Below are 25,679 nucleotides of genomic sequence, written 5' to 3' on the forward strand. Positions count from 1 at the left end.
CCGGGCGCTGGGCCCGGCCTTGCAAGTCCGGAAATCCGGATTACTTGATTGAACCGTCCTCGTTGAACTGGTTCATGTAGGCGATCACGTCAAGGACTTCCTGATCCTTCTTGAGACCGGCAAAAGCCATCTTGGTCTTGGGGACGAGGCCCTTGGGGTCCGCCAGATAGGTGTGAAGGGTTTCCGCGTCCCACACCTTGCCACCGGCACCAAACTCGGTCATGGCAGGCGAATATTTGAACTCGGCAATCGAGGCGACCGGGCGCCCGACGATGCCGTTCAGTTCCGGCCCCACCTTGTTCTTGGCACTCGCGCCAACTTCATGGCAGGCCATGCACTTCTTGAACACTTTTTCGCCCGCAGCGGCATCGCCGTCTGCACGTGCCCCCGTCGCCGCAGCAGCCAGCATGGCTGCAGCAAGCACTACATATTTCATCGTGTTTCTCCCTCAGTCACGGCCGCCAAGCCGGTCTTGTAGAGAAGATATTCTACTCTCTTCAAGCTGCAAGCGGGTGCGTCACTGTGGCTCATACGCAGAGCTACGCTGTCAGCCCGCTGCGCGTTCCATGCTGCCGAGCCAGCCGGACAGGCCCTCGTCCCAATAGGGCTGCGGACCGTAGAGCTGGGCCAGAAAGTCGATGAAAACCCGCACCTTGGCCGACAGGAAGCGCCGGGTGGGATAGACCGCATGCAGGCCCACGTCCTTGGAGGCGCGGTATTGGGGCAGCACGATCTGCAGCTTGCCTTCGCGCAGTTCCGGCCCCACGTCCCAAGTGGAGCGCAGCGCAATGCCGACACCGGCCAGCACCGCCTCGCGCACCACCTCGCTGGAATTGGTGCGCAAGGGAGCGTCCGTCTTGACGATTTCCAGGCCACGCGGCCCCATCAGCCGCCAGGGGTCCTGCGCGGCGGCGGCAACCCGGACGTGGTTCTCCACAAGGTCATCGATGCTCTTCGGCTCGCCATGCCGCTCGATATAGGAGGGAGAGGCGCAGAGCACCCGGTGCACGGGCGCAAGGCGCCGGGCAACAAGGCTGGAATCGGACAGTTCGGCAATGCGGATCGCCAGGTCATAGCCGTCACCGACGATGTCGACGAACTCATCCGACAGGTCGAGGCTGACATAAAGGTCCGGATTGGCTTCGAGAAAACGGGCGAGATACGGCGCAACGTGCATGCGGCCGAAGGATGTGGGCGCGCTGACCTTCAGCGTGCCGCGCGCCTGCGCCGATCCCCGTGTCACAAAGGTTTCGGCTTCCTCGACGGAGGCAAGAATGGCGAGAACCCGGTCATGGAAGCCATGGCCGGCCTCTGTCAGGGCAATCTGCCGGGTGGTGCGTTGCAGAAGGCGGGTGCCGAGCTTGTCTTCCAGCCGGCGGATGCGTTTCGACACGACGGCAGGGGAAAGCCCCATCTCCCGTCCTGCGGCCGACATGCTGCCGGCTGTGACGACCCGGGCGAAGATTTCCATATCGGTCAGATTGCTCATTTTATTCCCGCCGGAAAGAGAGCTAGTAAGGGACCGGATATTCCGCTTGCGCCGGTTTTTTGCCAGACTGCCTTTCGTAAGGCTGACAGAAGGCATTTCCGGAGCGGTGGAGCCGGTCCGTTTGCTGTCTTACGGGCAGGAGGGCAAGAATGGATCACATTTTTGCCGGAGAGGAGAGAAAATGGCCGGACTTGCCATGCCGCAGCCGGATGGTGCCGTTCTGGCGCGCCGGGCGGAGATCGTTTCCGCGCTTCAGGCCATCGTGCCGGGAGAGGGTGTGATTGCCGATGACACCGGCATGCGCCCCTATGAGACCGATGCGCTGACCGCCTACCGCCAGATGCCGCTGATCGTCGTGCTGCCGGAAACGGTGGAGCAGGTCGCGGCCGTCCTGCGCTACTGCTATGACAACGGCGTCAAGGTGGTGCCGCGCGGGGCCGGCACCTCGCTCTCCGGCGGCGCGCTGCCGGTGGCCGATGGCGTGCTGATGTCGATGATGAAGTTCAACCGCATCCTCGATATCGACTTTCCCAACCGTGCCGTCACTGTCCAGCCCGGCGTGACCAACCTTGGCATCACCCGCGCCGTGGAACACGAGGGTTTCTATTACGCGCCGGACCCGTCCTCGCAGATTGCCTGCTCCATCGGCGGCAACATCGCGGAAAACTCCGGCGGCGTGCACAGCCTGAAATATGGCCTCACCACCAACAACGTGCTTGGTCTCGAAATGGTGCTGGTGACGGGTGAGGTCATCCGTCTTGGCGGCAAGCATCTGGATGCGGAAGGCTATGATCTCCTGGCCATGATGACAGGCTCCGAAGGGCTGCTTGGCGTCGTGACGGAAGTTACCGTTCGCATCCTGCAGAAGCCGGAAACGGCCCGTGCCGCGCTGGTCGGCTTCTCTGCTACCGAAGATGCCGGGCGCTGCGTGGCCGATATCATCGCCGCAGGCATCATCCCCGGCGGGCTGGAGATGATGGACAAGCTGGCGCTGGAAGCGGCGGAGGATTTCGTCCATGCCGGCTATCCGCGCGAGGCCGAGGCGCTGCTGATCGTGGAGCTGGACGGGCCGGAGGCGGAGGTGGACTATCTGCTGGCCCGCGTCGAGGAAATCGCCCGCGCCAACAACTCCGGCTATCTGCGCGTTTCGACGAGCGAAGAAGAGCGGATGGTGTTCTGGGCCGGGCGCAAGGCAGCTTTCCCTGCTGTGGGGCGTATTTCGCCGGACTATCTGTGCATGGACGGCACCATTCCCCGGCGCGAACTGCCGCGTGTGCTGGCCGGCATGCGGGCGCTGTCGGAGAAGCATGGGCTCAGGGTCGCCAACGTGTTCCATGCCGGAGACGGCAATCTGCATCCGCTGATCCTCTATGATGCCAATCTGCCGGGCGAACTGGAGGCTGCCGAAGCCTTCGGCGCCGACATCCTGCGGCTTTGCGTCGAGGTGGGGGGCGTGCTGACCGGCGAGCATGGCGTCGGAATCGAAAAGCGCGACCTGATGACGGAGATGTTCTCCGAGGATGATCTGCGCCAGCAGCAGAGGGTCAAATGCGCCTTTGACGAGCGCCAGCTTCTCAATCCCGGCAAGGTCTTCCCCGTGCTGCACCGCTGCGCCGAGCTTGGCCGCATGCATGTGCACAAGGGGCAGATGCCCTTCCCGGACATTCCGCGTTTCTGAGCAGGTGGACCAGATGACCCCAGACCAGACCACCGTGGCTCCCGGTGCCGCTGCGCTGAAGGCCGTGCGGCCGCGCAATGCCAGTGAACTGCGCGACCTTGTGGCCCATGCGGCTGCGGAGGATCTGCCGCTTGAAATCATCGGGCAGGGCTCCAAGCGCGCGCTGGGCCGCCCGGTGCAGGCTGGACTTGTGGCCGACCTGTCGGCCCTCTCCGGAGTCCTCGTCTATGAGCCTGCCGAACTGGTGCTGACCGCGCTGGCGGGCACGCCGCTGGCGGAGATCGAGGCGGCGGTTGCTGCAGCCGGGCAGGAGCTCTCCTTCGAGCCGATAGACTATGGCCCGCTGCTGGGCGGCGTCTCCGCGCAAGGAACGCTTGGCGGCGCACTGGCGGCCAATCTGTCCGGTCCCCGCCGCATCAAGGCAGGCGCTGCCCGGGATCACGTGCTGGGGCTGGAGGCTGTCTCCGGGCGCGGCGAGATCTTCCGGGCCGGCGGCAAGGTGGTAAAGAATGTGACGGGCTACGATCTGCCCCGCGCGCTCTGCGGCTCCTGGGGCACGCTGGCACTGTCCACCGAACTGACGCTCAAGGTCAATCCTCGGGCGGAAACCAGCGTCAGCCTGCTGATCGAGGGGCTGGACGATGCCACGGCGGTTGCCGCCCTCTGCCGGGCGATGGGAACGCCTGCCGAAGTGTCGGCGGCTGCACATCTGCCTGAGGGCCTGTTTGCAAGGCTTGGCCTTGCCGGGCAGGACCGGGGCCGGGCGGTGACGCTGATCCGGCTGGAGGGCTTTGGCCCTTCTGTCGATTACCGCTTTGCCGCGCTGTCCCGCCTGCTGGCTGAAGTTCTTCCGGCTGGCGCTGCCGTGGAGCGGCTGGAGGATTCAGCCTCCCGTGCCGCCTGGGCCGCGATCCGCGATTGCCGGCCCTTTGCGGGCGGCAGCCTGCCGGTCTGGCGCGTGTCGCTGCCGCCAGCTTCGGGGGCAAGATATCTCGCCAGCCTGAAGCAGAGCATTCCGGTGGAAGCCTTCTTTGACTGGAGCGGCGGGCTGGTCTGGCTGCAGTGCCTGGATGGCAATCTGCATGACGTGCCCATCCGTGACGCTCTGGCGGACCACGGCGGCGGCCATGCCATGCTGGTGCGGGCGGATGCTGGCGCGCGCTCCAGCGTGCCTGTGTTCGAGCCGCAGGAACCTGCGCTTGCGGCGCTGTCGCGCCGGCTCAAGGCTCAGTTCGACCCCAAAGGCATTCTCAATCCCGGCCGTATCGCGCCGGATCTGTGACCCTTGACCCTCAGGTGATGCATGCAGACCAATTTCACCGCCGAACAGCTCGCAGATCCGCATGTGGCCGAATCGGAGAAGATTCTGCGCAAATGCGTGCATTGCGGCTTCTGCACGGCCACTTGCCCCACCTTCACCCTGCTGGGGGATGAGCTGGATAGTCCGCGCGGCCGCATCTACATGATCAAGGACATGCTGGAAAACGGCCGTCCGGCGGATGAACAGATCGTGCGCCACGTGGACCGCTGCCTGTCGTGCCTGTCCTGTATGACCACCTGTCCGTCTGGCGTGAATTACATGCATCTGGTGGACCATGCCCGTGTCCATATCGAGCGGACCTGGCGCCGCCCGCTGGCTGACCGGCTGATCCGCGCGCTGCTGGCCGCTGTCCTGCCCTATCCCGGCCGCTTCCGGCTGGCGCTGGTGGGGGCCTATATGGGCCGCCCGCTTGCAGGTGCCTTCAAGGCGCTGGGCGGTCCCTTTGCCAAGCTGGGCGCGATGCTTTCGCTGGCCCCTTCCAGGGCGCCGGGGCGTGGCCTCTATGAGGCGCCGGGTAATTTCCAGCCGCAGGAAGGCGCACGGAAGGGCAGGGTTGCTCTGCTGAACGGCTGCGCCCAGCCGGTGCTGGCCCCGTCCATCAACGACGCCACCATCCGCCTGCTGACGCGGGCCGGATATGAGGTGGTGTTGCCCAAGGGAGAGGGCTGCTGCGGCGCGCTGGTGCATCACATGGGCCGGGAAGAGGATGCGCTCGCCAATGCCCGGCGCAATGTGGATGTGTGGATGCGCGAGGCAGAGGGCGAAGGGCTCGATGCCATCGTCATCACCGCTTCTGGCTGCGGCACGGCGATCAAGGACTATGGCTTCATGCTGCGCAATGATCCGGCCTATGCGGAGCGGGCGGCGAAAGTGTCCGGCCTCGCCAAGGACATCACCGAGTTCCTGACTGGCCTCGATCTGGGCGCGCCGGTTCGTCCCGGCGGGCTGACCATCGCCTATCACTCCGCCTGTTCCATGCAGCACGGGCAGAAGATAACCCGCCAGCCGAAAGATCTGCTGAAGGCGGCGGGCTTTACCGTGAAGGATGTGCCGGAGGGGCATCTGTGCTGCGGTTCGGCCGGCACCTACAACATTCTCCAGCCCGAAATTGCCACGCGCCTCAGGGACCGCAAGGCCGCCAACATCCGCAAGACGATGCCGGATCTGGTCGCCACCGGCAACATCGGCTGCATGACGCAGATCGGAACCGGGATCGATATCCCTGTGGTGCACACGGCGGAATTGCTGGACTGGGCCTATGGCGGGCCTTGCCCGGAAGTGCTCACGTCCAAAGCTTAGCTGCTATCAGGTCAGATGACGATCACCGTCGTGCCGACGCCGACGCGCTCGTAAAGATCCGTCACGTCCTCGTTGCGCATGCGGATACAGCCGGAAGATACGGCATGGCCGATGCTCCAGGGCTCGTTCGAGCCGTGAATCCGGTAGAGCGACGAGCCGAGATAGAGCGCCCGGGCGCCCAGAGGATTGTTCGGCCCGCCCGCCATGAAGGTGGGCAGTTCCGGGCGGCGCTTACGCATGGAAGCCGGCGGGCGCCAGTCCGGCCATTCCGCCTTGCGGGTGACCTTGTGGGTCCCGGCCCATTCAAAGCCCGGCTTGCCGACGCCAATACCATAGCGGCGCGCGGTGCCGCCCGCCTGCACCAGATAGAGATAGCGGGTGTTGGTATCCACCACGATCGTGCCCGGCTTGTGGGGGCCTTTGTAATCCACCACCGCTGGCAGGAATTTCGGGTCGATCTGGCGGGTGGCCTGCGGCGCCTTGCGGGCAGGCTCGGCATGGGCCAGCTGCACGGGGGCTGGCTGCCTGCTGCTGAAGGAGAACCAGCTCTGCTGCGGCGGCTGCGGCCTTGGCGGCTGAATGCCGTGGGGGCGCAGCTGCAGCAGCCAGGGTTCTGCCAGGTCCGGGCTCAGGATCACCGGCGGCGGCGTGGCACGGCCGGCATTCTGGGCCATGGCGCTTGGTGTGGCCGCAGGCACCAGTGCAAGGGCACTGAAAAGCCCGGCGGCAGTCAGGGTCCGTATCCGCTTCATTGGCGTTACTCGCAAACAGATGGCCTTCAAGCCGGAGACCGGCATTCGTTCAAATTTTAGGTATCTGACCGCGTGGAAAGGGTGAACGGCGGGCTAACCAGTCCGGCAATCTGGAATCAAGGTAAAGGGGCAATGTACGGATATGGTGAACGGCCGGTTACCCGGCCGGATGCGAGGGGCCTGATGGCTCAGGGCTGGATCCGCCGCCGGGCGTCCCGCACGACCACCGGCAGCACCTTCTCTGCCTCGGAAGGGGACATGCCGGGCTTGATGCGCGGGTCATAGAGTATATTCAGGATAAGCTGGTCGAAAACGGTGAAGCGGTTGTGGCGTGAGCTGTCATTGAAGACCGAATGCACCAGCCGGTCATCATCATTCATGGGGCCGAGCCCCTGCAGCAGCTCTTCCACCAGACAGCGGCGGAACAGGAAGTCGCCCTCATCGGAAACAATGACGGCACGGGAGTTCTTGATACCCCGGCGCCCAGACTCCACCCGCACAAGGCAGCGGCCCGGTGCATCAGCGGTCATGTCCTTGTAGACCGACTGGCGCACCACGTCTTCATACTGGTGCCGGTCAACGATGTAGACGTCAAAGTTCGGCTCTTCGGTGGCGCTGGCCACCTGGATCGAAATACCTGCGATCTTGCGGTCCATTTCGGCGATGAAGACCTCGACTTCGGCCCGCCGGTCCTTGTGTGACAGGCTGAAGATGCGGAAACGGACGGGTTTGGCGAATTTCTTCACCATATAGGGCTGCCAGCTCCAGGTGCGGTATTCGAGGCCGAAGACGGTCGCATTGAAGCCGGTCACCAGTTCTTCTGTGGTGAAGGTATCCGGCTGCGCCACTGCCTTGCCGGCAAGGCTGCTAGCAAGCAGAAGGGCAAGGCATGTGATGGAAATGCGCGGCATCTGAAACTGCTTCACCGGGCTGCGGACCCTTCTTCACGCGGCGTTAACCTTCCACGCTGGCGGACTTTAATCGCAGCCGGGTCGGCTTGAAAACCAAAATCGCATCAATGGCCTGAATCCGCATCATCTGCGCGTTTCAACGGAGCCCGGGAACATTTCCTTAAACATCGGCGGATATAAATCAGCCCCAGGATGGGCAATCTCCTACAGTATTTGAGTGATGGCAGGAGCAGTTATGGCGGCGGCAAAACGTGCATTCCGGGTTGAAAGTCTTTTCCGTGATGCGACGGCTGCAGCGCAGCCAGAACGGCTTGAGGAATACCGGCATCAGGAGCTGATGGCGGAGATCCGGGCAGTCAAGGCCTTGATGCAGGGCAATACTGCTCCGGACAGCAAGAGCATCAGCGATCAGGTGTTGCAGGAGTTCCGCAAGGAACTGAACGAAGCGGCCAAGCTGAAGGCTGAACTTGATGCCATCTACGAGGCGATCAACGCTACGAAGAAGGAAATCGCAGCCCTGCACCACACCACCGGGTCGGAAGGTGAGGAGATGGCGCGCGTCTCCAACGAACTTGATGCTGTCGTCGAAGGTACGGAAGGGGCTACGGAAAGCATTCTGTCCGCAGCCGAGTTCATCGACGAGACCGCCAACACCCTGTCGGCCCGCGTGAGCGGCCATGACCGTGAAATGGCGCAGGACATCCAGGAAAAGGTCATCCAGATCTTCGAAGCCTGTAACTTCCAGGATCTGACCGGTCAGCGCATCACCAAGGTAATCAATACCCTGCGCTTCATTGAAGAGCGCATCATCGACATGATGAACATCTGGGGCGGTATTGAAAGCTTCAACGACTTCGAGTTCAAGATGCGGGCGCAGGCCGAGGGCGACGCCGCTCTGCTCAACGGCCCCTCGCTCAAGACCGACACCAATGTTGCCTCGCAGGACGACATCGACGCGCTCTTTGCGTGAAGCAGCCTCTGTCATTTTGCAAAAAGCCGGCCTTTGCGCCGGCTTTTTCCGTTTGCGGCATGGATGAAAAGCATATAGAACAAAAAAAGAACAAAAATCCCAGATGCGGGAGGCAAGAATGGATGGTCTGATCGAGGGGCCGGATGGCCAGCACCGCTGCAAGTGGTATGGCGGGCTGGAGGATTACCGCAACTATCACGATCAGGAATGGGGCTGGCCCGTCACGGATGATCACCGCCTGTTCGAGAAGATCTGCCTCGAAGGCTTCCAGTCCGGCCTGTCCTGGCTGACGATCCTGCGCAAGCGCGAGGGCTTCCGCGCGGCTTTTGCCGGCTTTGATTTCAACAAGGTGGCGGAGTTCGGGGAAGAGGACATCTCCCGCTGCCTTGCTGACACGGGCATCGTGCGCCACCGTGGCAAGATCGTCTCCACCATCAACAACGCCCGGCGCGCCATCGAGTTGAAGGCCGAGTTCGGGTCTCTGGCCGCCTATTTCTGGCGCTTCGAGCCAAAGCCGGAGGCGCGGCCCCTGCGTTATGACCGCGCAACCCTTTCGCAGATCACCCAGTCAGCGGAAAGTGTGGCCCTGTCCAGGGATCTCAAGAAGCGCGGCTGGAGTTTTGTGGGACCAACCACCGTCTATGCCTTCATGCAGGCGATGGGGCTGGTGAACGATCACCTCGAAGGCTGCTGCTGCCGGGAGCCGCTTGAAGAATACCGGGCCACGTTCGTGCGTCCTGTTGTCATGAACGGCTGATCCGGCGGGCGGCTGCCTGCGTATACCTGATAACCGTGATGCAGTGGCAGCAGCGATTTCCGGTGCCGCAGCCCCCCCCCCCCCGCGCGGCGCACCGGTCTTCCCCCGATGAGACTGGCCGCCTTGCGCTCTCTAGCCCGCAAGGCGGCCATTTTTCAGGGTCTCACCTTTTCCGCCAGCGGATCGAAAAGGCGGTTGGTGCTGCGGAAGATGTAGTCCGGCGTCTCGACGCTGACCGTCTGGGCTCCATGCTCGATCAGCTTCTGGGCGCAGTCGGCCACCTGATCCTTGGGGCAGAGCAGGGCGAGAACCGTTTCGTCGGCCGGATGGCCGAAGGCGAGTTCAGCCCCCAGCGGCAGCACGGCCTTCACCGCGCCGCGCGGATCGGTGACGAGCGCCCGGACGATGCGCAGGCCCCTTGCGGTTTCCTCAGCCGCCACCCGGTCCAGAATGGTGCGGGCTGCTCCCAGTGCCGTGCCACTCCAGTCCGCTTTCAGCGAGGCGACCAGATGGGCCTGGCTCTTCAGGATGACGCCATCCTTGAGAATCTTCAGCGCGTTGGCTTCCAGCGTCGAGCCGGTGGTGGTGATGTCGACAATGAGTTCCGCAGAGCCGGCGGCAGGCGCACCTTCCGTGGCGCCGGCGCTTTCGACGATGCGGTAATCGGCAATGCCCTGCCGGGCGAAGAAGGCACGGGTCAGGTTCACGTATTTGGTTGCCACCCGCAGGCTGCGGCCGTGGCGGGCGCGGAAGTCGGAGGCCACGTCGCCAAGGTCGGCCATGGTTTCCACGTCGATCCAGGCCTTGGGCACGGCGACGACCACATCCGCCGGGCCGAAGCCGAGCGGGGTGACGACATGCACGAGGCGCTCCGGCGCGGCGATGCTCTCATGCACCAGATCCAGCCCGGTGATGCCGAAGTGGATGGTGCCTTCCGCCAGTTCGCGGGCGATTTCGGAAGCGGAGAGGAAGGCGATTTCCGCATCCTCCAGCCCCTTGATGGCGCCGCGGTAATTGCGGTCGCCGCCCGGCTGGACGATGCGCAAGCCGCTGGCGGCGAAGAACTCGGAGGTCTTTTCCTGCAGGCGGCCCTTGGAGGGAATGCCGATGATCAGACGGGTCATGCGCGAGCCTCCACAACGGTCTGCAGCCGGTCCAGCCACAGCGAGAAGCCGACGGCGGGCACCTCGTGCGGGGCGCCCAGCAGGCGCAGCAGCTTGTCATAGCGCCCGCCGCCGACGATCTGCCCCGGCAGGTCATGACCTGCAGCGGTCATCTCGAAGACGAAGCCGGTATAATAGTCGAGGCGGCGGCCGAAATCAGCGGCAAACTGCATGCGCGAGGCGGCAAGACCGTGCGCATTGATGGCCGCAAGCCGGGCTTCGAAGGCCGCCAGCGGGCCGGAAAGGTCCAGGCCATGACGGCTGGCGAAGGCCTTCAGCTCGCAAAGCGCCACATCCGGCTGGCCCTTGATGGCAAGATAGTCGCGCAAGGTGGCCGCCGCGCCCGCATTGGCGCCTGAGCCGTTGGCAAGGGCGGCCTGCTCCAGAAAGCGTTCGGCAATTTCGCTGGCGCTGCGCCCGGCCACGGCGGTGATGCCGGCGATGGACAGAAGATCGGTGACCACCTGCTGCGCGGCTTCATGATTGGCGCCGTCGAGCGCGGCGAGGAAGCCGAGACGGGTGGCGCTGTCATCCTGCACGCCTTCGCCGCCCATGCGGGCGATGGCCGCGTCCAGCCGGGCCGTCTCGCCGAACAACCCGCGCAGGCGGCGCTGCCACACCACGGGCAGGTTCAGCCCGGCAAGCACGGCGGTGAAGATGGTTTCATCGCCGATGCGGATCACCGGATCCGTGATGCCAAGGTCGGCCAGCACGCCGGTGGCCAGCGCCAGCATCGCGGCATCCGCCTGTTCCCGGTCGGTGCGGCCAAAGCTTTCGGCACCAACCTGCGGGATCTCGCCGATGCCGCCGGGGCGCTGGCGGAACACGGGCCCCGCGTAGCAATAGTCATCGCGCCGGTTGGCCGGTTCGCTTTCGAGGTGCTGGCGGCAGACGGGAATGGTGAAATCCGGGCGCAGGCACAGCTCCGGCCCATCGGCACCGTTCGTCAGGAACAGGCGGCGGCGGATGTCCTCGCCCACCAGATCCAGAAACGTGTCCGCAGGCTGCAGGATCGGCGGGTCGATGCGCGTATGCCCGGCAGCCTGCAGCCGCGCCAGTGCGGTTGCGGCCAGCCGTGCGGTGCCGGCATCGGCCCCTGATCCGTTTGCTGCGGTGCTTCCCGTCATCGTCCTGTCCTCAGCTTGCCGCGCGGGCGCGGTCTTCGGCCTGCCCGGCCAGCATGCGCTTCACGGTTTCCACCAGCTCGCCTGCGGCCACAGTCACCTGTGCCGGGCGGCTTTCGCGCCATGTTACATTGTCGGTTATTTCACCTGAAAGACGCTTGCCCTCAATCAAGTCCTTGATCTGGATTTCTCCGTTGGCGCGCTCATCGGAACCTTGAATGATGGCGAGGGGGCAGCCGCGCTTGTCGGCATATTTCAGCTGGTTGCCGAATTTCTTCCAGTTGCCCTGATACATCTCGGCACGGATGCCGGCCTGCCGCAGCTGCTGGGTCATGGCCTGATAGCTGGCCATGGCGTCTGCATCGCCGTCCATGACGGTGACGAGAACCGGCGGCAGCGTCCCGCTGCCCTGCAGCTTGCCGAGGTTCTTCAGCGCGCTCATCAGGCGCGACACGCCGATGGAAAAGCCCGTGGCCGGAACATCGCGGCCCGTGAAGCGCTTCACCAGCCCGTCATAGCGCCCGCCGCCGCCAACGGAGCCGAACTGCACCACCTCACCCTTTTCATTGGTGACGGGGAACAGCAGTTCGGCCTCATAGACGGGGCCGGTGTAATATTCGAGGCCGCGCACGACGGAGGTGTCGATCTTGATGCGCTCGGCACCATACCCAGCTGCACGGACGAGGCCGGAGATGGCGCGCAGCTCCGAGAAGCCGTCATGAAGCGCCGCATTGAAGGGCAGGGCCGCCAGTGCTGGTGTCTTGAAGGCGAGGTCCTCGCCATCAGCCAGAAGCGCCTCCAGCGAGCCGCCTTCCAGAATTTCGAGGATGGCGGCGATGGCAGCGTCCGCAAGCCCGGCGCCCTTGGTGAAGTCGCCGCTCTCGTCCTTGCGCCCGGCACCCAGCAAGAGGCGCACGCCTTCGCTGCCGAACTTGTCGAACTTGTCCATGGCGCGCAGCACGGTCAGGCGCTGTTCGCCGTCCGCCTCACCGCCAAGGCCGATGGCTTCGAGCACGCCGTCCAGAACCTTGCGGTTGTTGACGCGCACAACATACTGGCCTTTCAGCCCAAGCGCTTCCAGCGTATCGGCGAACATCATGCACATTTCCGCGTCCGCCCCGACGCCCGGTGCGCCAACGCTGTCGGCGTCGAACTGCATGAACTGGCGGAAGCGGCCGGGGCCGGGCTTTTCGTTGCGGAACACCCAGCCCGCCCGGTAGCTGCGGAACGGCAGCTGGATCTCGTTGATGTGCTCGGCCACATGGCGCGCGAGCGGGGCCGTCAGGTCATAGCGCAGGCTCAGCCACTGCTCGTCGTCATCCTGCACGGAGAAGACGCCCGCATTCGGCCGGTCCGTATCGGGCAGGAACTTGCCGAGGCAATCGGTGTATTCGAACATCGGCGTCTCGACCGGATCAAACCCGTAAAGCTCGTAAACCGCCTTGATCTTCGCGACCATTTCTTCGGTGGCGCGGATATCCGCTGCCGAACGGTCAACAAAGCCGCGCGGCAGCCGCGCCTTCAGTTTCTGGGTCTTCGGATTTGACATGGAACAGGCTGCTTTCCGGGATGCTGTGCAACAGGCTTGCGGTCATGTCCAGCGGCTTTCATGCCCCTGAAACGGCTGGCTGTTTCCTAGACGAAACCAGCCCGCCGGGCAAGGCATTGGGCGGGGAAGCGGGCGGTGCCTGTTTTCAGCCGTCACGCCCTATTCCTGTGGTGGGCGGTGTTTGAGATGGATGGCAGGGGGAAAAGGCTGTTTGCCCTGCACAGCACGGCGGTTCAGTTCCCCTCCCCTCAAGGGGGAGGGGAAAGGAGAGGCATCAGTCAGAGAGGCGAAACATTGAAACTGCTTGTTTTTTGGCGTCAGAGCACGTCTGTGCATCCTCATGCACGAAGCCTGCATATCGCAGCTCAAGGTGGAACAAAGGGCGCTGTGCTCAAAAGAGAGCGCCTTCCCCCTTATTCCTCCCCGAACAGAAATCCCGGCGGGCGGTCGAAGGGGGTGCCGAGCATGGCGAGCCAGAGGCTGGTGGCGATGCGCTCGGCCTGGCGGATGACGATGGCGGCAGCTTCCGGATCGGCAAAGACGTGGCGGGCGGTGGCGCGGAAGAGGGTGAGCCAGCGGCGGAAATCATCGCTTTTCACCTCCTGGCGCATGGGCAGGTGGGCAGGCACCGGACGGCCCTTGTATTCGCCGGTCTTCAGGAGCACGGAGCCCCAGAAGCCCTTCATCCGGTGCAAATGCGCCTCCCAGTGCCCGGCCATACGGGCCTCGAAAATGGGGCCGAGGCGTTCGTCGGCGCGCACGGCATCATAGAAGCTGTCCACCAGCGTGTTGATCTCCTCGCGGGTGATGCTTTCATGCATGGGAACGCGGGTGACGGCGGGGCGGATGTCGACTGAGGTCATGGCCTGCTTTCCTGATCAGGCCGCCAGTCTAGCGGCGAGTCTTTGCAAAGGCACGGCAAAAGCTGCGCGGGCGGCAAGGGGCCGCAGGCTGCCGTCAACCGTGCCTTGCTTGCAAATGGCGGCCTTTTGGCTATGTTCCCGGCCAAACAGACCGGCAGGCAGACGGCCGCCGCAAGACGATTGAAGAACGGATTTTCCGCATGGATGTGAGCCTGAACCGGACAGAGGTGCAACATGGCGCCGCGCCGGAACTCACGGTGGTTCTGCCGACCTATAATGAGCGGGGCAACGTGCCGCTGGTGATTTCGGCGCTGCGCAAGGCGCTGGAAGGCGTGGCCTGGGAAGTCATCTTCGTCGATGACAACTCACCGGATGGCACCGCCGCCGCAGCCCGCGCCATTGCCGCCAAGGACCCGCGCATTCGCGTCATCCGCCGTGTTGGCCGCCGGGGGCTTTCGGGCGCCTGCGTCGAAGGCATGCTGGCGTCGTCTGCCCCCTTTGTGGCGGTGATGGATGCGGACATGCAGCATGACGAGACGCTGCTGCCGCGCATGCTGGCGGCGCTGCGCTCCGGCGAGGTGGATCTCGCAGTCGCCAGCCGTAAGGTGGAAGGCGGTGATATCGGCGAGGGCCTGTCCGCAATCCGCAAGGCGGGCTCCAATTTCGCCAACGCGCTGGCGCGCAAGCTGCTGAAGGTGACACTCTCCGACCCGATGAGCGGCTTCTTCATGCTGCGGCGGGAAGTGGTCGATGAGCTGGCTCCGCGTCTGTCGGCGCAGGGCTTCAAGATCCTGCTCGACATCGTGGCGAGCGGCGAGGGGCGCTTGCGCATCCGCGAGCTGCCCTTTGTCTTCCGCGAGCGGCAGGAGGGGGAAAGCAAGCTCGATACGCTGGTGACGCTGGATTATCTGGGCCTTCTGGTCTCGAAGTATCTCGGCGACATGGTCTCCGTCCGCTTCCTCATGTTCAGCCTTGTGGGCGCCAGCGGCGTGCTGGTGCATCTGGTGGCGCTGCGCGCGTCGCTGCAGGCGCTGGAACTGGACTTCAATCAGGCGCAGATGGTGGCGACCTTCGTCGCCATGACCACCAACTTCTTCCTCAACAACCAGCTGACCTACCGTGACCGGCGGCTGACCGGGTTTGCCATCCTGCGCGGCCTTGTCACCTTTTATGCGGTGTGCAGTGTCGGCGTGCTGGCCAATGTCGGCGTCGCCAACCTGATCTACGAGAACGAGCCGGTGTGGTGGATTGCGGGTGCTGCCGGTGCGGTGATGGGCGCCGTGTGGAACTATGCTGCCTCCTCTGTGCTGACCTGGCGCAAGTCCTGAGGGTGAAGTGATCATGGCTGGACAGACGGGCGCATTGGGAACAGGCCGCGAAAGAGTGGCAGACCTGCCGCTGTGGCTGCACCCGAAGCTGCTTGTCCTTCTGGTGCTGGCGCTGACGGCGCTGCGCCTGTGGACTGGGGGCAGTGCCTATATCGTCGAGGACGAGGCCTATTACCGGCTCTGGGGCCTTTATCCGGCTTTCGGCTATTATGATCACCCGCCGATGGTCGCCTGGTGGATCTGGCTGGGCCAGCAGATTGCGGGCGATAATGCGCTCGGGTTGCGGCTGGTCAGCATCCTGTCGGCGGCCATTGGGGCGCTGGCGCTGTGGCGCACGGCATTTCTGCTGTTTGGTCCGCGTGTGGCCGGGCTGTCCGTGCTGTTTCTCAACGCGACGCTGCTGGTCGGCGTCGGCGCGGTGATTGCCACGCCTGATGCGCCTTCCGTGTTCTTCTGGGGCCTGACGCTCTGGGCTCTGGCGGAACTCACTGCTTCGGGAAAAGCCAGCTGGTGGCTGGCGGTTGGGCTGTTCGCAGGTCTTGGGCTCGTCTCCAAATATTCCGTGCTGTTCCTTGGCGCCGGGATCGTGCTGTGGCTGCTGATGCCCGCAAACCGCCGCTGGTTCTTCTCCTGGCAGCTTTGGGCGGGTGGGCTGATTGCCCTCGCGGTGCTTTCCCCGGTGCTGATGTGGAACGCGGGCCATGACTGGGCCTCCTTCTACAAGCAGTTTGGCCGTGCCGGGCGGGGTGACTGGACGGAAAAGTTCATTGTCGAGTTCCTCGGTGCATTCCTTGGCCTGCTCAATCCGCTGGTGGCGATTCCTGCGCTGGCCGGGCTGTGGCAACTGATCCGGCGCATGGGCAAGGGCGAGACAGGCGCCGGACTGATCGTGCTGACCACGCTGCCGTTCCTTGCCTATCTGCTCGTCCATGCGCTGCATTCGCGTGTGCAGGGCAACTGGCCGGCGCCCGTGTTCCCGGCCTTCTGCATCATGGCCGCGGTGTTTGTGGCAGCAAGCACAGCACGCTTCTGGCGCGGGCTTGCTGCGGCTGCGGTTGTGCTGGGGCTTGGCCTTGGCGCAGCAGTGCAGGTGCATGCGGTGTCGCCCTTCACCGGCAAGTTCGCCCGCAAGGACCCCACGTTCCAGATGCGCGGCTGGCAGCAGATCCATGATGAGCTTCGCCAGATCGCCGATGCGCAAGGGGCGGGCTACATCGCCACCATGGGCTACGGCCTCAATGGCCAGATGGCCTTTGCCTTCCGGGGGGAAATTCCGGTCGTCCAGCTCAATGACCGCATCCGTTATGTGATGATGCCGCAGCCGGGGCCGGAGCTGTTCTCCGTGCCGGGGCTCTATGTCACCGAAGCGCGGCGCGATGCGGCCGAGCGGCTGTCGGAGACCTTTGGCCGGGTGGAGCTTGTGGCAACCCTTACGCGCAAGGTTGAGGGCGTGCCGCTTGAGGATCTCTTGGTCTATGTCATCGATCAGCCGGAAGGCCAGCCACTGGAGCCAATTGATCCCGCTCTGTGGATGTCCGCGCAATAGGCTGATGCCGCGAGGTTATGCCTGAACTTCTGTTTCCGATTGTATTCCAAGCCTTTTTGCGGTTAGCAAAGAGGCATGGTGCCCCGCGATAAATTGCGGGTAGGGGGCGGAATGAAACGGATCACCCTGGCGGCAGTCGATTATGGCTTCGCGTTCGGCACGGACCGGGCGATCCGCGAACTTTTGGCGCAGGGCCGCCTCAGCGCGGTGGGCTGTCTTGCTTTCTCCGAGATGTGGCGGCGAGAATATGCGCCCTTGCGCGAGGTCGTGGATTGCAGCGCAGGTCATGCACTGGTTGGCCTGACCCTGACGCTGACAGGCGCCTTCGGCAAACCGATGAGCCCCCGCTGGCAGCAGGAACTGGGGCCATCCTTCCGCAGCCCCGGCTGGTTTGGCCGCCGCGCAGGCTTCGGGCTGCTGCCCGACGAAATCATCCTTGAGGAGATGGCCGCCCAGATCCGCAGCTTCATGGCGCATTTCGGCGCTGAACCGCAATTCATCACCTTGTCCGATGGCCTGATGCGCCACCGGGCTCTGGTTCGGCTGCTGGCACGGGCGGTGGAGGCTGAGGGGCTTGCCAACCGTCCCCTTCTCATCTACCCGCAAGGGGAAGGGCGGGCGCTGCGCCGTTTCAGCCGCTTTGCGTTAAAGCTTGGCTTTCCGCTGCTGGCCAGCGGCCCCATTCTGCCGGACCCGCCAACTGAGGCGGAACTGCAGGAGGCGCTGAGGCATCACTTCGACGGACTTCCCGAAATGGCTTTCGTCGTGGCGCGGCCTGCGATCATCGATGACCGTCTGCGGCGGCAACTGCCAAAGGCGGAGCTTGCAAGGCGCGAGCGGCATTTTGCTGTGCTCAAAAGCCTCAAATTCTTCAACACACTGGCAGAGAAGGACATCTTCCTTTACTGAAAGGCGTACCAGCCGGTTTTCTTCTGCCAGTCCTCGATCTGCCTTCCGCGAACGGAAACGGCTCCAGTGGGGGCTGGAGCCGTTCTTCGGGAGGAGGCAAACAGCTCTCGCTGTCTGCTATTGTGGATATGGGCAGTTTTTGCGAGATTGCCAGAGGCAGAGTAGACAATTTTTACTGGGCAGGCGGGCGGCGCAGGGCCGTGTATCTGCCATGAGCCAAGGGGCAGCGTCTCGTGTCGGATCTCAAGGGTTTTCTCGACAACAGCTTCACTCTCGAGGGGCTGCCGTCAGAGCTGGCGGACGGGCTCACCCGTCTGGCGCGTCCGATGAAGGTGAACCAGGGAGCGATCCTGTTCGAGACCGGCGATCCGGGCAATGGCTGCTACGCCATTCTGGAAGGCTCCCTCAAAGTCTCCATTCTTTCCGTCGAAGGGGATGAGCAGCTGCTCGCCGTGCTGGGGCCAGGGGATCTGGTGGGTGAACTGGCGCTTCTCGACGGCCGGCCGCGCTCGGCCACTGTCACGGCGCTGAAGGCGGCACGGCTCGCCTTCATCGACAAGTCCGCTTTCGAGCGCTTTGCCGATGAAAACCCGCAGCTCTACCGGCACATGCTGTCCATCGTCGGCAAGCGGCTGCGCCAGTCCAACGATGTTCTGGCCGCCCGTTCCTTCCTGCCGCTGCCGGGCCGTGTGGCTCAGACGCTGATGCAACTGTCGGAGACCTTCGGAAAGCCGCTGGATAACGGCCGCATCCTCATTCACTACAAGCTCAGCCAGTCCGAGATTGCCAATATGGCAGGCGCTGCGCGGGAGAATGTCAGCCGTGTGCTGAACGACTGGAAGCGGCTCGGCACCATCAGCCGAATTTCCGGTTATTACTGCCTGGAGCGCCCCGAAGTGCTCAAGCAGGCCGCAACCCTCTGATTTTCCTCCCCACCGTCTTTCATGGAGAGCCATGTGACAGCCACTTCGGACGCAGAAACCGAACAGCCAACCGGTGATCTGACCCTTCGGACCATGGCCATGCCGGCCGATACCAACGCCTCGGGCGACATTTTCGGCGGCTGGGTGCTGTCGCAGATGGACCTTGCAGGCGGCATTGCCGCCGGCCAGCGCGCCAGCGGCCGCGTGGTGACCATTGCCATCGACCGGATGAAATTCATCCGCCCGGTGCATGTGGGTGACGTGCTGTGCATCTACACGCGCGTTGGCCGGATCGGCCGCTCGTCCATGGAAATCAACATGGAAGCCTGGGCCCTGCGCCACCGCTATGGCCAGCGGGAAAAGGTGACCGAAGCGATGTTCACCTTTGTCGCCGTGGATGAGGATGGCCGTCCGCGTCCGGTTCCGGCGGAGTGCTGAGGCCACCCTCCGGTGAACCGGTCTCATTGAGAGGCGGTCAAGCCCGTGCGGCGCCTGAGCGATTTCAAGGCGTGATGCGTCGGCGTCGAAAGCCTTGGCATCAGTTCATTGGTGAAAGCCTCTCCAGTTTCGTCTTGCCATGATGAACAGAAAGAAGAAGCCGGTCAGGCAGTCCTGACCGGCTTGTGGCCTGCCTGGGGCAGGTGGAACAGCATGAAGCGCAAGGCTTTTCAGCCATGGCACGTGAAAATAGCGTGGTTCGGGAACGGGTTCCGCGGCGGTTCAGCCGGGAAAGCTCTGCCGGGCGCGACGCTCGAGATCGGCGTAAAGGCTCTCGTCGACCGCTTTGGAACAGCCAGTGTTCCACAGTGCGATCAGCCCTTCCACCCGTGTCTTGCGCATCTCTGAGGTCAGCGGCGCATGTGTACGGCGGAGCGCGGCGGTCAGTTTCAACTGACGCAGGCGCTGCAGGACATAAAACTCCGAGGCGGTCAGGGAAGAACGGGCAGCAGGTGCGGCCAGGTCCTTCAACTGTGCCCCGGCCAGGACAATCTGGACGGATGCGTTCACGGCGTTACTCTCTCTTCTCGACATTAAAAAATCCTCCTTCGGTTGCCCGAGGAGGACTGGCGCATTGACGTTCTGACCGCTTGGTTGCCTTGGGTTTCCCCATGGCCACATCCCTTTGCGGGGACCACCTTGCCCGGCCGGGCAGGTTGGCGAGGGCGCCAGCCCTTCTCTTGATGATGCAGGCTTTATGGCACAAAGCTTTTGCGGGGTCAATCAGCGGGAATTTCACGTCTGCCTCCCGCTCTGCGTCTAGCTGACAGAGCGAAAATCCGGCCGAGCCGCCGCCCTTTCCGGGAGAGACACATGCCCGCACAGAACGATGCCACCTTGCAGATGATCAATGCCAACAATGCGGGCTTCGGCACCGTGCGGCTGGACCCTCGGGCGGAAAGCAGCAACTACGAGGACCATCTCGTGTTGCAGGGCACTCAGTTGCCAAGCACCTATTACGGATTGGCGGGGTCGGACAATACGACCCGGTTCAGGCCGTTGCATCAGGCTGGCTTTCTGGCGGCTACGGCCCGCACGCGCGTCTATTTTGCGGTGGCGGGGATGATCAATCAGATCAGCAATCCGCGTACGGCGCTTTCGTCCAGTCTTCAGCATGTTCAGGGGCCGGTCTACAAGAGCAAGTATTATGTCTTTGTCCGCCTCGGTGTTTCCCTTGCTGATTTTCAGGCGACGATTGCCGCCATGATTGCAAATGCGCAGGCGATCACGACAGGCGATCTGGTGGACATGAATGGGCGTTCGCAGGCAACGGGCCCGACCGGCCTCTACTATGTGAATGCAGGGGCGCTCGAGGGCACATTCTGGGCGCGCAAGAATGCAGGTTGGGAAAGTTCGTTCTTTCCATCCAACATCAACAAGCGCCTCAGGCCGCTCTGTCTGATGGATTTCCGCATTCAGCCCAATCAGGTTGCGGCGGCGCAGGGTACGGGAGCTGCCTATGCCGCCAGCATTGCGCTGGTGCCCACGGCGCGCAACCAGGTGCATACGGGCCATACGCTGATGACACCGGCCGCGCTTGCCAACTGGTACGCCGGCCAGAGCTTTGCTTCTCTGGCTGGCAATGTGGCTGGTGCCACGATCTGGAACAAGTATGACTGGCTTGGCCAATACCAGCAGAATGCGTCCTTTGCGACGAACAATTATGATGTCGCGGGTCCGCAAATCGCCAGCGGCAACGAATATTACGCCCGCGAGTTCTTCAATCTGTTCCCGGTAACGAACCCGCATGCCAATGCGAAAACCGCGCAAAGCCAGTCCATCGTCTCGATGATCGATGGCTTCGTGAACAATTGAGTGTTCGCACTCAATAATGTGGCGGGCGGGTGACGGGATGGGCGGAAATGCCCGTCTCGATCAGTTCGTCGATCTGGTCCGTCATTTCCCTCAGCTTGCGCGTCAGCCGCTCGATCTGCTTGCCCTGCTCGATGACCACGGCGTTGAGGTCGTCGATGGTGCGGATGGCATGGGCAAGGCCGATTTCCAGATTCACGACGCGGTCTTCATCCATCATGGCAAGGGCCTCTCGTGATATGTGGCCGTTTCTCAGCCGCAGGTTTGGAAATTCTGACAGGGTACGGTCTTGGCAGGGCGGACAGGATGCTTAAGTTAGTCAAGCGGGGTGCCTTGCCTCGCGTCTTATCTCCCCTCCCGCCCTTTGGCACAAGAGCGAAAGCCCGAACATGACAAGCCTTGCGGATTTTCCGATCACCCGGAAGTGGCCGGCCCAGCATCCTGACCGTATCCAGCTTTACTCCCTGCCGACGCCGAATGGCATCAAGGTCAGCGCCTTCCTGGAAGAAGCGGGCCTTGCCTATGAGCCTCATCTGGTGGATTTCGGCTCCAGTGACCAGATGACACCCGAGTTCCTGTCTCTGAACCCGAACAACAAGATCCCCGCCATCATCGACCCCAATGGCCCGGATGGAAAGCCTTTCGGCATCTGGGAATCGGGTGCCATCCTCATCTACCTTGCGGAAAAGACGGGACAATTCCTGCCGGAGGATCCGGCCCGGAAGTATGAGACCATCCAGTGGCTGATGTGGCAGATGGGCGGTCTTGGCCCCATGTCCGGCCAGCTCGGCTTCTTCCACAAGTTCGCGGGCCGCGAATATGAGGACCGCCGCCCGTTCGAGCGTTACCGCGACGAGGTGAAGCGCCTGCTGGGTGTGCTCGATCAGCGCCTTGAAGGCCGCGAGTTCATCATGGGCGCGGACTACACCATCGCCGACATGGCCTCATGGCCCTGGCTGCGCACCCTCTCCGGGTTCTATGAGGCTGCAGAGCACGTGGACCTTGCCACCCGCAAGAACGTGCTGCGCTGGTTCGAGGCCTGCATGGCCCGCCCGGCCAGCCAGAAGGCGGTCAATATTCCGGCGCGGGGCTGAGAAACAAGGGGCAGTCCGGCCCGGGCCAAGGCCGGGCCGGTCTTCATGACATGGGCCGATCACGCAAAGATCTGCCACCAGGGGGCCCAGCCGGCCGTCTTCATCTGAGCCGGAGACACCTGCGCTGTCTTCTGGTTGATCTGGCCTGTCAGCGTCAGCTGTGTCTGCAGCGTTGTGGCATTGATCATCGTGCAGCCGAAATCGGCCGGGTTTTCGTCCGAAAAGCTGTTGTAGAAAACGTAGAGCCCGATGGCCGGGCTGTCGCCGAAGTAGCCGTTCTTTGTGGTGGCAATCAGGGTGTTCATCTGGTTGATGTCGATCGTGTAGAACGGGAACCTGTTCACGACATCGAGTTTCTTCGCCTGCACCAGCAGGACGGAGCCCTTGTAGTTCCAGATCCAGTCGCCGCCGAATTCGATCTCCAGCTTGGCGCCTTGCAGGCTTGTCGTGCCGAGGCCGAGATTCTGGGCGGTGGACTGGTCATTGATCACGGCGAGATTGACACTCGTGATCGCGTCTTCCCGGATCACCTCGCCCAGATTGGAAGAGGCCTTCATGATGTTGTAGGTCCAGGTAGACTGGGTCTTGAGAACGTCGGTAAGAGACATGGACTGCTCCCTGCGCTGGTCTGTCTCTTGCCTTGACGCAGGCAGGGCAGGGCGCGTGAGCATCCCGCCTCACTACAGCGGAAACATTTCATACCAGGGCCGTGCGCCCGCATGCCGGGCCTCCTCAAGCGTGACGATGGCCGGGCGAAGCGTCAGGCGGTTGCGGTTGAACAGGAAGTCCTGCATGCGCCGCGCATCGATGAACAGGCAGCCTTCGCTCATCCGGTGCTCTGGCCCGGTGAAGCTGGTGTAGAGCACGAAGACCGGATGCACATGCCGGTGCCCGTGGGAGGCGGCCTCTGCCGCCGAGATGAGGCTGCGGATGCCATCCACTTCAAAGGGAAAATAGCTCAGTCCCAGATGCCGCTCGCGCTCCAGCCGCAGGGCGCGCACCAGATAGTGCCGGTCCTCCAGGCTCCACGCCCAGCTCGCCCCCAGATCCTCCGCAAGGCCGGGGTCCTCCTGCCAGGCGGTCACCAGCCCGATCTTCGCCGCCCGCGTCATCTGGTGGATCGTCACCAGATTGACCGTCGTCAGAAACGGCTCCGCCACATGCGCCCCCAGATGGGCGGTGGCTTCCATGAAGTCCGAGGTCCAGACCGACCTCTCGGCGAGAATTTCCTGAATATTCATGACCATCCCTGCACCAGCTGTCCTGCCTTGAAGGACGCTGGCGGGGGAGGGATGTGAATATAATCCGGCAGGGGATTTGTGGGCGGCCACGCAAAAAGGGCGGCCCGAAGACCGCCCTTCCCGTATGTCTGAAGCGTTTGGACTTCTTAGAAGTCCATGCCGCCCCCCGTGCCCGCGTGGCGGGCACAGGATTTAATCTGATGGGCGCCTTTATGGACTTCTTAGAAGTCCATGCCGCCCATGCCGCCCATGCCGCCGCCCGGCATTGCCGGAGAGTCCTTCTTCGGCAGCTCGGCAACCATGGCGCCGGTGGTGATCAGCAGACCTGCGACGGACGCGGCGTCCTGCAGGGCAGTGCGCACGACCTTGGTCGGGTCGATGATGCCGGCTTCGATCATGTTGACATAGGTCTCGGACTGGGCGTCGAAGCCGAAGGAGACATCTTTGTTCTCCAGGATCTTGCCGACGACGATCGAGCCTTCCACGCCGGCGTTCTCGACGATCTGACGGATCGGGGCTTCAAGAGCGCGCAGGACGATCTTGATGCCGGCCTGGATGTCAGCGTTGTCGGAAGACAGCTTCTCGACAGCAGCCTTGGCGCGCAGGAGCGCGGTGCCGCCGCCCGGGACGATGCCTTCTTCGACGGCCGCACGGGTGGCGTTCAGGGCGTCGTCGACGCGGTCCTTCTTTTCCTTCACTTCGATCTCGGTCGCACCGCCGACGCGGATGACAGCGACGCCGCCAGCCAGCTTGGCCAGACGCTCCTGCAGCTTCTCGCGGTCGTAGTCCGAGGTGGTTTCCTCAATCTGCGCCTTGATCTGTGCAACGCGGCCAGCGATGTCTTCCTTGGAGCCAGCACCATCAACGATGGTGGTGTTTTCCTTCGAGATGGAGACCTTCTCGGCGCGGCCGAGCATGTCGAGCGTGACGTTCTCCAGCTTGATGCCGAGGTCTTCGGAGATCACCGTGCCGCCGGTCAGGATGGCGATGTCTTCCAGCATGGCCTTGCGGCGGTCGCCGAAGCCCGGAGCCTTGACGGCAGCGATCTTGAGGCCGCCGCGCAGCTTGTTGACGACGAGGGTCGCCAGAGCTTCGCCTTCGACGTCTTCAGCGATGATGAGAAGCGGCTTGCCCGACTGCACCACAGCTTCGAGAACCGGCAGCATGGCCTGCAGGTTGGAGAGCTTCTTCTCGTGCAGGAGAATGTAGGGCTTCTCCAGTTCGGCGAGCATCTTTTCGGCGTTGGTGACGAAGTACGGGGACAGGTAGCCGCGGTCGAACTGCATGCCCTCGACGACTTCCAGCTCGGTCTCGAGAGACTTGGCTTCCTCGACGGTGATCACGCCTTCGTTGCCGACGCGCTGCATGGCCTCGGCAATGTCCTTGCCGACCTGCACGTCGCCGTTGGCGGAAATGGTGCCGACCTGAGCGACTTCTTCAGAGGTGGTGATCTTCTTGGAAACCGATACCAGGTACTTCACGGCTTCAGCAGCAGCGAGGTCGATGCCGCGCTTCAGATCCATCGGGTTCATGCCGGCTGCAACAGCCTTGGCACCTTCCTTGACGATGGCCTGGGCCAGCACGGTGGCGGTGGTGGTGCCGTCACCGGCGATGTCGTTGGTCTTCGAGGCCACTTCGCGCACCATCTGGGCGCCCATGTTCTCGAACTTGTCTTCCAGCTCAATTTCCTTGGCAACCGACACACCGTCCTTGGTGATGCGCGGAGCGCCGAAGGCCTTGTCGAGGACCACGTTGCGGCCCTTCGGTCCGAGTGTCACCTTGACAGCGTTTGCGAGGATATCGACGCCGCGCAGCATCTTTTCGCGGGCATCAGCACTGAACTTTACGTCCTTGGCAGCCATTTTATCGTCTCACTCTAATTTGGGTTGATGTCAGTGGAATCCGGAGGTCCGCCTGATCAGGCGATCACACCCATGATGTCGGATTCCTTCATGATCAGCAGGTCTTCACCGTTGATCTTGACTTCGGTGCCGGACCACTTGCCGAAGAGCACGCGGTCACCAGCCTTAACGTCAACCGGGATCAGTTCGCCGTTATCCTTGCGGGCACCAGCGCCGACGGAGACGACTTCGCCTTCCTGCGGCTTTTCCTTGGCGGTGTCCGGAATGATGATGCCGCCGGCGGTCTTCTCTTCGGAGGTTACGCGACGAACAACGACACGGTCGTGCAGCGGACGAAACGTCATTTGGCTCTTTCCTCTCATGCGGCGTGCCCCCATAAAAGCAGCACGCAATCCATAATGTTGATGGCTCGAGAGATCGCGGGTTGCCCCGCGTCTTGTTAGCACTCCTCAACAGCGAGTGCTAACAGCCTCCGATTTAGGATCGCCTGCGGGCCTTGTCAATGCCGGACCAAACGAAAAATCCTCCGGCCTGTCTGGCCGGAGGATTCGGGTTTTCGGACTTTCGGGGGGCTTGCGCCGCGCGTCCTG

Annotated in this window: 26 protein-coding genes and 1 riboswitch; of the genes, 12 read left to right on the forward strand and 14 right to left on the reverse strand. The window is 63.2% G+C overall.

The window, feature by feature from the left end; all coding sequences use genetic code 11:
* Positions 1-40: 40 nt before the first annotated feature.
* On the reverse strand, positions 41-436 hold the full coding sequence (locus ASC48_RS07015; RefSeq protein WP_055455053.1) for a c-type cytochrome: 396 nt from the start codon (positions 434-436) through the stop codon (positions 41-43).
* 111 nt (positions 437-547) lie between these two features.
* Positions 548-1,489 (reverse strand): LysR family transcriptional regulator, encoded by a 942-nt coding sequence (locus ASC48_RS07020; RefSeq protein ID WP_055455054.1) that lies wholly within the window; start codon positions 1,487-1,489, stop codon positions 548-550.
* A 181-nt stretch (positions 1,490-1,670) separates the two neighbouring features.
* Here ASC48_RS07020 and ASC48_RS07025 point away from each other — a divergent pair, with 181 nt between their 5' ends.
* Genes ASC48_RS07025 through glcF form a run of 3 tightly spaced genes read left to right on the forward strand, consistent with a single transcriptional unit; the run spans position 1,671 to position 5,787 of the window.
* The gene (locus ASC48_RS07025; RefSeq protein WP_055455055.1) at positions 1,671-3,167 is read left to right on the forward strand and encodes an FAD-linked oxidase C-terminal domain-containing protein; all 1,497 of its coding nucleotides are present in this window, start codon (positions 1,671-1,673) and stop codon (positions 3,165-3,167) included.
* Positions 3,168-3,180: 13 nt separating this feature from the next.
* The gene (gene glcE / locus ASC48_RS07030; RefSeq protein ID WP_055455056.1) at positions 3,181-4,449 is read left to right on the forward strand and encodes a glycolate oxidase subunit GlcE; all 1,269 of its coding nucleotides are present in this window, start codon (positions 3,181-3,183) and stop codon (positions 4,447-4,449) included.
* Between the two features lie 21 nt (positions 4,450-4,470).
* A complete protein-coding gene (gene glcF / locus ASC48_RS07035) occupies positions 4,471-5,787 on the forward strand; it encodes a glycolate oxidase subunit GlcF (protein ID WP_055455057.1) in 1,317 nt (438 codons plus the stop codon).
* Positions 5,788-5,798: 11 nt separating this feature from the next.
* On the opposite strand, the gene ASC48_RS07040 is transcribed toward glcF, so the two are convergent.
* Together ASC48_RS07040 and ASC48_RS07045 are read right to left on the reverse strand one after the other, a co-directional pair.
* Complete coding sequence (locus tag ASC48_RS07040; RefSeq protein ID WP_055455058.1) at positions 5,799-6,539, reverse strand: L,D-transpeptidase; 741 nt, start codon at positions 6,537-6,539, stop codon at positions 5,799-5,801.
* A 188-nt stretch (positions 6,540-6,727) separates the two neighbouring features.
* Entirely contained in the window at positions 6,728-7,450 is a 723-nt protein-coding gene (locus ASC48_RS07045; RefSeq protein ID WP_055455288.1) for a DUF2927 domain-containing protein, read from the reverse strand.
* A 235-nt stretch (positions 7,451-7,685) separates the two neighbouring features.
* Here ASC48_RS07045 and ASC48_RS07050 point away from each other — a divergent pair, with 235 nt between their 5' ends.
* On the forward strand, positions 7,686-8,420 hold the full coding sequence (locus ASC48_RS07050; RefSeq protein WP_055455059.1) for a protein phosphatase CheZ: 735 nt from the start codon (positions 7,686-7,688) through the stop codon (positions 8,418-8,420).
* A 118-nt stretch (positions 8,421-8,538) separates the two neighbouring features.
* Positions 8,539-9,177 (forward strand): DNA-3-methyladenine glycosylase I, encoded by a 639-nt coding sequence (locus tag ASC48_RS07055; RefSeq protein ID WP_055455060.1) that lies wholly within the window; start codon positions 8,539-8,541, stop codon positions 9,175-9,177.
* A gap of 155 nt (positions 9,178-9,332) precedes the next feature.
* Here the strand turns inward: ASC48_RS07055 and hisG are convergent, their stop codons facing one another.
* From hisG to ASC48_RS07075, 4 genes are all read right to left on the reverse strand, one after another.
* Positions 9,333-10,301 carry an ATP phosphoribosyltransferase gene (hisG, locus tag ASC48_RS07060; protein WP_050472034.1) on the reverse strand — a complete coding sequence of 323 codons (969 nt, stop codon included), beginning with the start codon at positions 10,299-10,301 and terminating at the stop codon, positions 9,333-9,335.
* A complete protein-coding gene (locus ASC48_RS07065; protein WP_208975581.1) occupies positions 10,298-11,467 on the reverse strand; it encodes an ATP phosphoribosyltransferase regulatory subunit in 1,170 nt (389 codons plus the stop codon). Before ASC48_RS07065 ends, hisG begins: the two co-directional genes overlap by 4 nt.
* 10 nt (positions 11,468-11,477) lie before the next feature.
* On the reverse strand, positions 11,478-13,013 hold the full coding sequence (gene hisS, locus ASC48_RS07070) for a histidine--tRNA ligase (RefSeq protein ID WP_055455061.1): 1,536 nt from the start codon (positions 13,011-13,013) through the stop codon (positions 11,478-11,480).
* Between the two features lie 413 nt (positions 13,014-13,426).
* Complete coding sequence (locus ASC48_RS07075; protein WP_055455062.1) at positions 13,427-13,876, reverse strand: group III truncated hemoglobin; 450 nt, start codon at positions 13,874-13,876, stop codon at positions 13,427-13,429.
* Positions 13,877-14,076: 200 nt separating this feature from the next.
* On the opposite strand from ASC48_RS07075, the gene ASC48_RS07080 reads away from it, so the two are divergent.
* The 5 genes from ASC48_RS07080 (at position 14,077) to ASC48_RS07100 (ending at position 19,020) form a co-directional block, all read left to right on the forward strand.
* Entirely contained in the window at positions 14,077-15,204 is a 1,128-nt protein-coding gene (locus ASC48_RS07080) for a glycosyltransferase (protein WP_055455063.1), read from the forward strand.
* A gap of 13 nt (positions 15,205-15,217) precedes the next feature.
* The gene (locus ASC48_RS07085; RefSeq protein ID WP_055455290.1) at positions 15,218-16,750 is read left to right on the forward strand and encodes a glycosyltransferase family 39 protein; all 1,533 of its coding nucleotides are present in this window, start codon (positions 15,218-15,220) and stop codon (positions 16,748-16,750) included.
* A gap of 111 nt (positions 16,751-16,861) precedes the next feature.
* A complete protein-coding gene (locus ASC48_RS07090; protein ID WP_055455064.1) occupies positions 16,862-17,659 on the forward strand; it encodes a ChbG/HpnK family deacetylase in 798 nt (265 codons plus the stop codon).
* Positions 17,660-17,892: 233 nt separating this feature from the next.
* On the forward strand, positions 17,893-18,582 hold the full coding sequence (locus ASC48_RS07095; RefSeq protein ID WP_050472029.1) for a Crp/Fnr family transcriptional regulator: 690 nt from the start codon (positions 17,893-17,895) through the stop codon (positions 18,580-18,582).
* 21 nt (positions 18,583-18,603) lie between these two features.
* The gene (locus ASC48_RS07100) at positions 18,604-19,020 is read left to right on the forward strand and encodes an acyl-CoA thioesterase (protein ID WP_019963192.1); all 417 of its coding nucleotides are present in this window, start codon (positions 18,604-18,606) and stop codon (positions 19,018-19,020) included.
* 282 nt (positions 19,021-19,302) lie between these two features.
* Here ASC48_RS07100 and ASC48_RS07105 read toward each other — a convergent pair whose 3' ends face one another.
* A complete protein-coding gene (locus ASC48_RS07105) occupies positions 19,303-19,590 on the reverse strand; it encodes a hypothetical protein (RefSeq protein WP_050472028.1) in 288 nt (95 codons plus the stop codon).
* Positions 19,591-19,660: 70 nt separating this feature from the next.
* A riboswitch (SAM-I-IV-variant riboswitch) is annotated at positions 19,661-19,772 on the reverse strand.
* 121 nt (positions 19,773-19,893) lie between these two features.
* Between ASC48_RS07105 and ASC48_RS07110 the strand changes: the two genes are divergently transcribed.
* A complete protein-coding gene (locus ASC48_RS07110; RefSeq protein WP_055455065.1) occupies positions 19,894-20,895 on the forward strand; it encodes a hypothetical protein in 1,002 nt (333 codons plus the stop codon).
* Positions 20,896-20,905: 10 nt separating this feature from the next.
* On the opposite strand, the gene ASC48_RS07115 is transcribed toward ASC48_RS07110, so the two are convergent.
* Complete coding sequence (locus ASC48_RS07115) at positions 20,906-21,112, reverse strand: SlyX family protein (protein WP_050472026.1); 207 nt, start codon at positions 21,110-21,112, stop codon at positions 20,906-20,908.
* A gap of 169 nt (positions 21,113-21,281) precedes the next feature.
* Between ASC48_RS07115 and ASC48_RS07120 the strand changes: the two genes are divergently transcribed.
* Positions 21,282-21,986 (forward strand): glutathione binding-like protein, encoded by a 705-nt coding sequence (locus tag ASC48_RS07120; protein WP_055455066.1) that lies wholly within the window; start codon positions 21,282-21,284, stop codon positions 21,984-21,986.
* 59 nt (positions 21,987-22,045) lie between these two features.
* Here the strand turns inward: ASC48_RS07120 and ASC48_RS07125 are convergent, their stop codons facing one another.
* From ASC48_RS07125 to groES, 4 genes are all read right to left on the reverse strand, one after another.
* Positions 22,046-22,594: a hypothetical protein gene (locus ASC48_RS07125; RefSeq protein WP_055455067.1), complete on the reverse strand. Its 549-nt coding sequence runs from the start codon at positions 22,592-22,594 to the stop codon at positions 22,046-22,048.
* A 72-nt stretch (positions 22,595-22,666) separates the two neighbouring features.
* Positions 22,667-23,227 carry a hypothetical protein gene (locus ASC48_RS07130; RefSeq protein ID WP_141658894.1) on the reverse strand — a complete coding sequence of 187 codons (561 nt, stop codon included), beginning with the start codon at positions 23,225-23,227 and terminating at the stop codon, positions 22,667-22,669.
* Between the two features lie 221 nt (positions 23,228-23,448).
* Positions 23,449-25,089: a chaperonin GroEL gene (gene groL, locus ASC48_RS07135; protein WP_055455069.1), complete on the reverse strand. Its 1,641-nt coding sequence runs from the start codon at positions 25,087-25,089 to the stop codon at positions 23,449-23,451.
* 56 nt (positions 25,090-25,145) lie between these two features.
* Entirely contained in the window at positions 25,146-25,433 is a 288-nt protein-coding gene (gene groES / locus ASC48_RS07140) for a co-chaperone GroES (protein WP_019963183.1), read from the reverse strand.
* Between the last annotated feature and the right edge of the window lie 246 nt (positions 25,434-25,679).

Origin of the sequence: Pannonibacter indicus, assembly GCF_001418225.1 — a bacterium.
GTDB classification, from domain to species: Bacteria; Pseudomonadota; Alphaproteobacteria; order Rhizobiales; family Stappiaceae; genus Pannonibacter; species Pannonibacter indicus.